This window comes from Bacillus sp. JJ1764, from assembly GCF_036962145.1.
In the GTDB taxonomy this organism is placed as follows: domain Bacteria; phylum Bacillota; class Bacilli; order Bacillales; family Cytobacillaceae; genus Neobacillus.
Map to the genome: position 1 here is coordinate 32,088 of NZ_JBALNY010000050.1, position 10,705 is coordinate 42,792.

General features: G+C 37.9%; 7 protein-coding genes and 1 pseudogene. 1 reads left to right on the forward strand and 7 read right to left on the reverse strand.

Going from position 1 to position 10,705, the window contains the following annotated elements; all coding sequences use genetic code 11:
* Window positions 1–1,024 precede the first annotated feature (1,024 nt).
* The 7 genes and pseudogenes from ligA to V7083_RS08255 all read right to left on the reverse strand — a co-directional run bounded on the left by ligA (window position 1,025) and on the right by V7083_RS08255 (window position 10,055).
* The gene (ligA, locus tag V7083_RS08225; protein WP_335476949.1) at window positions 1,025–3,013 is read right to left on the reverse strand and encodes an NAD-dependent DNA ligase LigA; all 1,989 of its coding nucleotides are present in this window, start codon (window positions 3,011–3,013) and stop codon (window positions 1,025–1,027) included.
* Between the two features lie 101 nt (window positions 3,014–3,114).
* A pseudogene (locus V7083_RS08230) lies at window positions 3,115–3,630 on the reverse strand (DNA ligase LigA-related protein); the annotation flags it as partial.
* Window positions 3,631–3,689: 59 nt separating this feature from the next.
* Window positions 3,690–5,954, reverse strand: coding sequence for a DNA helicase PcrA (pcrA, locus tag V7083_RS08235; RefSeq protein WP_335476951.1), 2,265 nt, complete (start codon window positions 5,952–5,954; stop codon window positions 3,690–3,692).
* 69 nt (window positions 5,955–6,023) lie between these two features.
* Window positions 6,024–6,707: a heptaprenylglyceryl phosphate synthase gene (locus V7083_RS08240; RefSeq protein ID WP_335476953.1), complete on the reverse strand. Its 684-nt coding sequence runs from the start codon at window positions 6,705–6,707 to the stop codon at window positions 6,024–6,026.
* A gap of 141 nt (window positions 6,708–6,848) precedes the next feature.
* On the reverse strand, window positions 6,849–7,163 hold the full coding sequence (locus V7083_RS08245) for a YerC/YecD family TrpR-related protein (protein WP_335476955.1): 315 nt from the start codon (window positions 7,161–7,163) through the stop codon (window positions 6,849–6,851).
* Between the two features lie 27 nt (window positions 7,164–7,190).
* Window positions 7,191–8,237, reverse strand: a complete 1,047-nt coding sequence (locus V7083_RS08250; RefSeq protein WP_335476957.1) for a DUF3048 domain-containing protein — start codon at window positions 8,235–8,237, stop codon at window positions 7,191–7,193.
* Between the two features lie 72 nt (window positions 8,238–8,309).
* Complete coding sequence (locus V7083_RS08255) at window positions 8,310–10,055, reverse strand: adenine deaminase C-terminal domain-containing protein (protein WP_335476959.1); 1,746 nt, start codon at window positions 10,053–10,055, stop codon at window positions 8,310–8,312.
* 232 nt (window positions 10,056–10,287) lie between these two features.
* Between V7083_RS08255 and V7083_RS08260 the strand changes: the two genes are divergently transcribed.
* A complete protein-coding gene (locus tag V7083_RS08260) occupies window positions 10,288–10,593 on the forward strand; it encodes a YgaP family membrane protein (RefSeq protein ID WP_335476961.1) in 306 nt (101 codons plus the stop codon).
* Window positions 10,594–10,705: the final 112 nt, after the last annotated feature.

Here is a 10,705-nt window from a genome sequence, read left to right on the forward strand (position 1 = left end):
ACAATGTTGATTTAAAAATATACAACTCCTCATATGCTTCTACAATCTGGCATTTGACATAAATAAAGAGCACAATTCTTTCTACAGTATTGCGCCCCTGGTTCCTCAGTTGTCTATCGTAAACTTTAAAATGTTAATCAAAAGTAGTTACCCACAATTTATTAACAGGATTACCAACAGAGTTAAATAATAATTGTAGATAACCATATATGGTAGATTTATCTAAAATAAACTCATTTGGATATTTAAATTTAGTATTATATAAGATAAGAGTTGAACATTATAGGAGTATGTGAATGAGTAGGTTATGCAGAGTGTGCAATCAAGTCTATATAAGGGGATCAAAAGCTAAATCCTGTAAACAATGTAGAGATTTTGACATGATAGCTTCGGCTGTTTTTAGTAATTCTAAAAGGCATAAAAAGTTAATCATTCGGATTTTCCTGATGTTAGTACGTTAGCATGTTATGTGAAAGAATTGTTTAAGGACCAGTATGGAGATGTGAATATACCGGTTATAATATGTAGCTCCCCTACTCTAACCCTGAATATAGGGGGACAGGTGTTATTTGTAGTCCTAATAGGAAAGATCCAAAAAAAGAGAATTCAAAGGTTAATATCGTATTAGTTCAAAACCGAATCAACATTATGAAAAATGATATAGAATCGGAATTCGATTTTTATGAGATTTGCAAAGAGGTTGCAGACTATTTCGAAAATAAATACTATGAACCAGAGTATATTAACCTTAATAAACTTCGTGATGAAGAATTGAACGAATTTATAAAAAAACATCAGAAATAAAAAAAGCGTGTAGAATCAACAGCAATTCTCACTCCTTTTTATAAAAACAATAGAATTGCTAGGATTTTTTAGGAGAAAAAAACATCGTTTGACTTTTTTTAAGACTTGAAATTCAACTGGTACAGCATCCATTAATGCATATGTTTTTATTACTTACTTTTTTACAATTTAGAAAAGAAAAATGACTCAGGTGATTTTGATCTGAGCCATTTTAGTGAAGTTATTTTATCATATTATTAAATTCTTCTTCATTTATTATCGTTACTCCTAAATCCTGAGCTTTTGTTAATTTACTTCCTGCCTCTTCTCCAGCAAGGACGTATGATGTTTTTTTAGATACACTCCCAGAAACTTTCCCACCATACATTTGAATTAATTTTGTTGCTTCATCCCTATTTAAGGTTGGAAGTGTTCCGGTGATTACAAATGTTTTACCAGAAAATCTATCGTCAGTATTATCTTCTAACGTTTTTGATTTCATATTTACGCCTGCACTTCTTAATTTAGCGATAAGTTGTTGATTTTTTTCTTGATTAAAATAAGTTATAACACTATTTACTACTATATCTCCAAAATCAGGCAAGGTTATTAATTGATCATAGGTTGAATTCATTATTGCATCAATATCAGGAAAATTCAAAGCCAATACCCTTGCTGTTTGTTTTCCTACATTTTTAATTCCAAGTCCAGTGATTAGCTTTTCTATATCATTATCTTTTGACTTTTCGATAGCTTTTAAAAGATTGTCAGTTGATTTTTTTCTTCCAATTACCCCTTTTTCTATTAATTCATCACGATGCTGCTCAAGGTAATATATATCAGCAATGTCTTTTATATAGCCTTCCAATATTAGTGATTCAACCGAACTTGGTCCAAGTCCCTTAATATCCATCGCACCTTTAGATGCAAAATATACTATACCGCCAAGTTGCTGTGCAGGACAATCCGGATTGATACAACGTGTATCTGCCCCATTTTCTTCCCTTATAGTAGGTGAATTACATATTGGACAAGTTGTTGGAATTGTATATTCCATGGCATTGGCTGGCCTTTTCTCAGGGATACTTTTTATTACTTCTGGTATTATATCTCCCGCTTTTTGAATTACAACTGTATCACCAATTCTAATGTCCTTTGATTTAATAAAATCTTGGTTGTGGAGTGTTGCTTTTGTAACATCTGTTCCTGCTAATTTTACAGTTTTTAAAATTGCTAAAGGGGTCATTCTTCCAGTACGCCCTACTTGGATCTTTATATCTTTAATAATAGTTTCTTTTTGTTCTGGAGGATATTTATAAGCAATAGCCCATCTTGGAACTTTACTTGTACTTCCTAATATTTTTCTATCATTTAAATTATCAACTTTAATAACTGCCCCGTCTATTCCATAAGGTAAGCTACTTCTTTCTTCACCAATTGTTGAAACTGCTTCCCAAATTTCATCAGCAGTATTACAAACTTTATAATCGGGTATAATCTTAAAACCTTGATTTTTCATCCACTCCAAAGTTTCACTATGAGAAGAAAAGTTTTTATCCTCTGCTATTTCAAGATTAAAGACAAATATATCAAGATTACGCTCTCTAACTATGCTCGAATCTAATTGTCTTATTGTTCCAGAAGCTAAATTCCTAGCTGTTTTATACTTCTTACCACCCTTGTTTTTTTCTCTTTCTAATACCTTATTAAAAGAGTCATTGGACATATAAACTTCCCCACGAACTTCTAAATAAGGTAATTCTGTTGGAATACTTTTAGGGATGGATTTGATTTCTAATACGTTTTCGTAAACTGATTCTCCAACTTCGCCATTACCCCTCGTTATTCCTTCGGTTAATTTTCCATTGTGATATCTTAGCATAACAGTTAGCCCATCAATTTTCTTTTCCACAACAAATTTTGGATTATCAATTTGAGAACTAACCTTGTTTACAAAAACATAAATTTCTTCTTTTGAAAATGCATCTTGAAGACTTATTACTGGTACATCATGCTGTACTTCCCTTAATTCTCGTTTGACTGTTCCCCATACTTTTTGAGTAGGTGAATCTGGACTAAAATATTCAGGATTTTCAGTTTCTAAAGTTATTAGTTCTTGAACAAGTTGATCATATTCATAATCTAATATCTCTTCTTGTTCTTTATCATACAAATCATCATGATATTTGATTAGGTTACGTAGCTCTTCGATTCTTTCTTTCACATTCATGCTGCTACACCCCCATCTTGTTTAAGCTCTATAGAATTAACTCTATTCCTCTTGAAAGCTAATTCATCGTTATCGCTACCCGCTACGGGACTACATCTCTTTTCTTGTCTAATTAATATATTATTTCTTCTTATCCTATTATTCATTTTATTGAATACTGTATTCACACATTTATACATATTAGATTTTACCGATAACGTCCCATCACCACGAGTAGCCCCCTGGACAAATAACCCCTCTTCATATCTCAAGGAAACCGCTAATCCATCAATCTTTAATTCACACACATAGGAAATCTTGTCCCCGACCGCTTGGCGAATACGTCGATCAAAATCCCGTAAGTCCTGCTCATTAAAGGCATTGCCCAAACTGAGCATAGGAACGCGATGTTGTACTTTTTCAAACATATCTAGTACGGCACCGCCGACACGCTGAGTAGGGGAATCTTCAGTTCGCAGCTGCGGGTAGGTCTCTTCCCACTTTAAAAGCTCCTGCATGATTCGATCATATTCAGCGTCCGGTACAGATGGCTTGTCCAGAACATAATATTCATAGCCGTACTGATTTAATAAGTTTCTAAGTTCTTTTACTCTTTGTTCTGTGTTTTGAAGGTCCATAAATCCAGCCCTTTCATAAAAAAATCCTCATCTATATGACTGCAAATTGGGCGATGTAGTTACGCTTTTTTTATCGGTGCAAATTTCGCCAACAGACGTTTAATGCCTGTTGGGCTTGGAAAGGCAATATCAAGCTCGGTTCCTTCTCCTTGACCTTTCACACTGACAACAGTCCCAATCCCCCATTTTCCGTGTTCCGCTTTATCGCCAACCTTCCAGCCAATTTCATCACCGCCAGTGGTGGTAGCTGCTGAAACCGGGCGCATGACTGGTTTTTTCTGGGTGGCAGGTGCTCCAAAGGAAGCGCGTTGCCCCCCGCCAAATGAGGAGGTTGATGTTCCCATTCCTCGTGAACCAAAAGGTATGGTTCTCTTTTCAGATTCTACACCTTCCAAGAGATTCTCAGGAATTTCACTGATAAATCTGGAGGCAGGATTCATGTTCGTGCGTCCAAAAAGAGTCCGCATTTGAGCATTCGTCAAGATTAGCCTTTGCTCTGCCCTTGTAATGCCTACATAAGCTAGACGTCGTTCCTCTTCCATTTCTGATTCTTCCATTAAAGAACGGCTATGTGGGAACACGCCTTCTTCCATACCAATTAAGAAAACAACAGGAAATTCTAAACCTTTAGCAGAGTGCAGGGTCATCAAAACCACAGAATCAGACTTTTCTTCCTCATCATCCATAGAATCAATATCTGCCACAAGTGCTAAATCCGTTAAGAAAGCGACAAGGGTTCGATCTTCACTTGTTTCTTCGAAGTTTTTGGTAACGGATAATAATTCTTCCAAGTTCTCAAGACGGCTTTGTGCTTCCAGTGACTTTTCCGCTTTGAGCATTTCCCGATAACCGGTTTTCTCCAAAATTTCCTCTACTAATTCCGTTACAGACAAGAATTCCTGCATTCTCGTATAATTTTTGATTAAATCACGAAATTCCTTGGCTGCTTTTGTAATTTTCGGACTAACTCCAATCAGATCGATTGAATCTAGTGCTTGAAAAATAGACATATCATGCATCGCGGCAAAATCAGCCATTTTATCAAAGGAAGTTGCACCGATGCCCCGCTTTGGAACATTGATAACCCGTGCAAGGCTAATATCGTCATCTGGATTTGAAATCAGGCGTAAATACGCAAGCATATCTTTGATTTCTTTTCTGTCATAGAACTTGGTGCCGCCGACTATGGAATAGCTAATATTAGATTTAAGCAGCACTTCCTCCATTACCCGGGACTGGGCATTTGTTCGGTAAAGAATGGCAATGTCAGAAAGCTTATGACCGCCATCACGGGTAAATTCCTTAATTTTACTGATCACAAACTGGGCTTCCCCCTGCTCGCTGTCTGCCCGATAATAAGATAGTTTATGACCTTCAGGATTTTCCGTCCAAAGATTCTTTGCCTTACGATTAAAGTTGTGTTCAATAACTTTATTTGCCGCTAACAATATTCTTTTGGTAGAGCGGTAGTTCTGTTCCAAAAGAATCACATTGGCGTTTGGATAATCCTTCTCAAACGAAAGAATATTGGCAATGTCCGCACCCCTCCATCGATAAATAGATTGGTCGGAATCCCCCACAACACATAGATTTTTAAATCGATTCGCCAGAAATTTTACCAACAAATATTGAGCCTTGTTGGTATCCTGATACTCGTCTACATGAATATATTGAAACTTGCGTTGATAATATTCAAGCACTTCCGGAACGCGCTTGAATAGTTGAATCGTTAGCATAATGAGATCATCAAAATCCAAAGACTGATTTTGGCGAAGTTTCTTTTGATAGGCCTCATAGACTTCAGCTACGGTTTGTTCAAAATATCCACCAGCTGTTTTTCCATATTCCTCATAATCGATCAATTCATTTTTAGCGGAACTGATGGACCCAAGAATGGCACGGGGATCAAATTTTTTGGGGTCAAGGTTCTTTTCTTTTAAAATTCCTTTAATAACGGATTGCTGGTCTCCCGTGTCCAAAATCGTAAAATTACGGTTATAGCCGATCCGGTCAATATCTCGGCGTAAGATACGTACGCACATAGAGTGAAAAGTAGAAATCCAAATTTCTTCCGCTACTCCGCCCATCATTTTCCGAATTCTGTCTCTCATCTCTCGGGCAGCTTTATTTGTAAACGTAATGGCCAAAATGTTGTACGGATTCACCCGTTTTTCAACAATTAAATAGGCTATACGATGGGTTAATACTCTTGTCTTACCACTGCCGGCACCTGCCATAATTAACAGTGGGCCGTCCGTTGCTTTTACGGCATTTTGCTGTTCCGGGTTCAAGCCGTTTAATAACTTGTCAGTTAAATATTGCATTATTCCACCACCATACAAACATTTGTTCTTATTTGTTATTGTACCGTTCTCTGCCAGTTTAAGCAAATACTATCGTACGGCTTTAACTGTTTCTAGCGCTTGTTCAAAATCATCATAGATGGCGTTCCCAACTACAATAACATCAGCAGATTTGGCCATTTCACTTGCCTCTGCTGGTGTCGTAATGCCTCCACCATAGAAAAGAACGGTTTTCTCCAGTACGCTCTTTACCTCTGCAACTACTTCAGGGTTACCCAGTTTACCGCTGTATTCTAAATAAAAAATTGGCAGCTGAAACATTTTTTCTGCCATCATCGCATAGGCCCTGACATCATCTATGGTTAAATCAGCATTTGCTGAAGCCAGTTGGGCAGCTTTACAGTCCTCATTTAGAATGCAATACCCCTCCATGATGATTTCTTCCCAATTCATAATTTCACCAAATTCCTTTACAGCCTGATGGTGAAGTCCGGTTATCCAGGTTGAATCGCTGCTATTTAATACCGTTGGGATAAAATAAAGATCAAAACCAGGTGTTACCGACTCAATACTTGAAACCTCCAGGACACAAGGCACTGTGTAACGGCGAACCCGTGCCATTAAATCGAGCACGTTTTCCAGCGTCACACCGTCAGATCCACCTACAATGACGGCATCTGTTCCAGATTCACAGATTTTTTCTATATGTTCATCAGATATCTCTTTATTTGGATCGAGTTTAAACACATGTCGCCACTCGCGAAAATCATACATACAAGGCTCCCCCTATTAAATCATTCCATTACACCATTATAGCATTAGCAGAATCGATACAAAAATAAAACAATGAAACTGCAAATAGAAATATCTGGTTTCAAAAGAAAAAACCGAAGAATAGTTCTCCGGTCTGTTTACTTATTCCTTTTCTGCTTTGCTATCTTGCTCGTTAATTCGTTCCAACACCATTTCATAGGTGTCATTTCCAAAATTCAAGCACCGTTTCACTCGGGAAATGGTAGCAGTACTAGCACCTGTTTCTGCCTCGATTTTATGATAAGTATTGCCTTCTTTTAGCATTCTCGCAACATCAAGTCGCTGTGCCAAGGCTTGAATTTCATTAATCGTACACAAATCATCAAAAAAGCGATAGCACTCTTCTAGGTCTTCTAGTGAAAGAATAGCTTTAAATAATTGATCGAGTTCTTTGCCTCGTAATTTATTTATTTGCATGATCTTTTACCCCTTTTTTAATAAACTTTAATTATTTCTAAATGAGACACTTTTTGCCATTCCAGGATCGGTCGGAACCACATTCACCCAAGTTTTCCCTGGAACAAACGGAACTTCTTTTCCATCCTTAACAGGGATTATTCGTCCGTTTCGATTCTCCCAATTGAGCTCATTTACTTTCCCCATTTGGAGCAAGTAAGCTTTTCCACCGGATTGTAAATTAATATCTCGATGTCCCGCGGAATCAATTACTTGATGCTCAGCCTCTACAATGAAAATATTATCAAGCAGGATTGGCTCGTTGGTTTCCATGTCAACGGTCTGCTCCCCACCAGAGAAACGTTTATATTTTTTCGAAGTTTGGTCAAACTCGATAATCGAATTGGAAATCCCGCTGTTGGAATAATGAATCATCACCGATTTTGCATCAGTTCCAGTAATCTTGTCCGTGTCTTCTGGCTTCATAAAGGTAAAAGCAGGTGGTGTTTGATCCATTTTGTAATGTTTAAGCTCTACACCTTTTAAAATATTTTCATACGTAATATAGGAATTGTGAGGTGCTTGGCGGGTAGTCGAACGTTTGAATAATGTTCCGTCGTAAACCATACCATTTAAATTATCCACGTAATTGTTGTTCAGCATCTTCTGTGCTTCTGGACTGTATCCATGGGCAATATAGAGCGCTTTAAACCCTTTTGCCAGTTCAATATAATAATCCCTGGCACTGCGGACAGGCCCGATATTGGTCGGCTTTTCGCTTTGAAAAACAGCCATAAATCGTGTGATATCACCTTCTGCAAGGATTTCATAAACGATATCAGCTTTGTTTAATCCGGATTGCGGTCTTGCTTTCGGATGATTATTGATCATCACTGCTACAGCTCTTCCATCCGTTTTTGTTTCAGATTGGACACCGGTTAATGGAAAATAATAGCTCTCTTCTTGTTTTGGCTCTTCTTCGATCACCTTATTTTCGTTCTTATCACCCTTAACCGATCCATTTACGGTTTCCTTCTTACTGCAGCCGGAGAACAGTAAAAGGACCGCTGCTGCTGCAACAGCCCATTTTTTCATTCATCTAACACCTCAATATTGGTAATGTGAAGCCTGACTCTTTTATACTTTAATTCTTTAAACAATTATAGTTTAACGCATTATCGATGGAAAGAGTACTGTTTTATTCATGACATCGTACATTCCCTGTTGGGTAATGCGAATGTAGGGCAAATGAGTGGATGAAAAGAAAAGCAAACTATAGATAGGATCCGAGAAGACATACCCGCGCTGCTTCAGTTCGGTGAATAATCTTTTTTCCTGAATCATTAAATCCTCAAGGTGCAAATCGGACATAATCCCTCCTAGTGGAAGCGGCAATTCACAGACAACCTCACCGTTTTCCACAAGGACAATTCCCCCGCCTAATTCTTTCATTCTATTAAAAGCATGAAGCATATCCTGCTTATTTTTTCCTATTAATATAATATCGCCGGTATTGGAAAATGAACTCGCCAGTGCCGACAGACTGCTCGCAAACCCTTTTAACAGTGTATTAATCCGCCAATTCCCTTTACGGTCAATCAGGGTAAAATAGCATTCATCATGGGTGGATGGCAGTTCGTCTCCGGATACGTCAATCGAAATGGAGTAAGGCTTGGTAATGACCGAATTTTCCATTTTAACCCCAAACGGCATAGAAAATTGCAGATCATCCATTGATAATTCCCAATTCAACTCCATCGGTTCTAAGCCATATTGCTCCCAATTAACCGATAAATAACTGTCTTCTACCTTCTCGCCGTCGCGTTTTACCCATTTTCCTTTAGCAAGTACAGAGACAGGTGTTGGATTTTCAATGCTTGATAAAAAGTTAATATTGGCAACCCTACCTGTCGCAATATTCCCTATTAGGTAATCAATATTATAGTATCGGGCAATATTGACGGTTGCCATATTATAGGCATCAATGACAGGAACTCCTTTTTCAATGGCAATCCGAATCATTTGATCTGTAATCCCTTGCTCATAAAAGGCAGTGGAGGATCCATCTGTATTAAAGAACATTCGGTCATAAGCGTCAATTCCCATGCGTTTCATATCATCTAATAAGTCCGGCAGGTCAGGACGGATGGAGGAATATCGAAGTGATACCATATAGCCCTGCATAAGTCGATTGTATATTTCCTCACCATTAATCGCCTCGTGGTCACAATCTGCACCTAATAACATCATTTTAGCCAAGGTCTTTTCAGATGCTCCTGGAAAATGACCTTCAATTTGTTTGCGCATCCGTTTTGCTTCTTGAATCCAGTGCAGCATCATATCATCACCGTCAAGCAATTTCGGCCACCCTGTCAATTCTCCGCCTTGGAGAACCGCATCATGTTCCAGCCATGCCTTCACATTACTATGCGAAAACGGTTCCTCTTCATTCAAAATTTCCGTTTGTGAATCAAAGCGGCACCACCAAAACATCGTGGATGGTAACGACCGTAAATCCCTTAATAATGTAAACGCTTCCCTTTTTTTCATATGTAAAACAAGCGCCATATTATCGTTGATTAATGTGGTCGTACCAAATTGGGATGCATAGGCCGCAAGTGTATGGGGATTATATAATTGAAACGGATGTGCATGTGGTTCAATATATCCCGGTACCAGGATTTGATTGGAGCAATCAATGACCTCACAGTTTTCAAGTCGTACTGGTAGATTTTCCCCCACATAAACAATCCGATCATCATAAATCCAAATATTCGCTCTCATCCACTTACGAAACGTCTGATTTAGGTACAAGGCGTTTTTCAATAAAATGGTGGGAGACGTATGGCCATCCAAAACGGATACATGCATGCGTAAATGTTTATTTTTCCATCGGTAGCGTTGATCTAGCATACAATTCCCTCCCTAAAATTAGTGAGTAGTTCTCTATATAAAATAATATTGTTTGTTATCAAGGGTATGACTGGTTGGGGACAAACTTTTGCTTTATTAGTGGTTTTTACCCCTTTTGTACCAAAAAAGAAAACCCTTACAAAAATCTTATTTACTATACTATCATATTTTATATTTTAAAGCAGTAAAGAATTGATAAATATTGTAAGAACTTTACTAAGGAGTGAGTATCATGAAAATTAGCCCAAATATCGGTATTGTTAATGCCCTGATCCGCATCACAGCAGGACTAGCGATTCTTTCGTGGTGTACGGCCAAAATGGTCAAGCATCCCTGGAGAGATTCTTATTTTTTTGTGGCAATTTGCGCTGCGATGAAGGTTGCAGAAGGAATTGTTCGATATTGCCCGATGACAGCTATGTTTGAAAAATACCAGGAGAACATGGCGTGTTCCACGCCGCAAAATGATTCCATGGATGGAATGGAAGGATTGACGAATTTAGATGGCGATGAGATTGTGCCATATAATCCGACCTGAGTGCGGGTTTGTAGATAAAAGTGGAATTTGCGTTGATACATTATTTTTTGCTGAGATAACCGTGGCATTTTCGTCGATATAATTGGTTTTTGCATCGATAAATTATTTTCAC

Coding starts and splice junctions, on each gene's coding strand:
- pcrA (WP_335476951.1), bottom strand. CDS start 5,954: ATGCAATATTTAACTGACAAGTTATTAAACGGCTTGAACCCGGAACAG.
- V7083_RS08240 (WP_335476953.1), bottom strand. CDS start 6,707: ATGTATGATTTTCGCGAGTGGCGACATGTGTTTAAACTCGATCCAAAT.
- V7083_RS08260 (WP_335476961.1), top strand. CDS start 10,288: ATGAAAATTAGCCCAAATATCGGTATTGTTAATGCCCTGATCCGCATC.
- V7083_RS08255 (WP_335476959.1), bottom strand. CDS start 10,055: ATGCTAGATCAACGCTACCGATGGAAAAATAAACATTTACGCATGCAT.
- ligA (WP_335476949.1), bottom strand. CDS start 3,013: ATGAATGTGAAAGAAAGAATCGAAGAGCTACGTAACCTAATCAAATAT.
- V7083_RS08250 (WP_335476957.1), bottom strand. CDS start 8,237: ATGAAAAAATGGGCTGTTGCAGCAGCAGCGGTCCTTTTACTGTTCTCC.
- V7083_RS08245 (WP_335476955.1), bottom strand. CDS start 7,163: ATGCAAATAAATAAATTACGAGGCAAAGAACTCGATCAATTATTTAAA.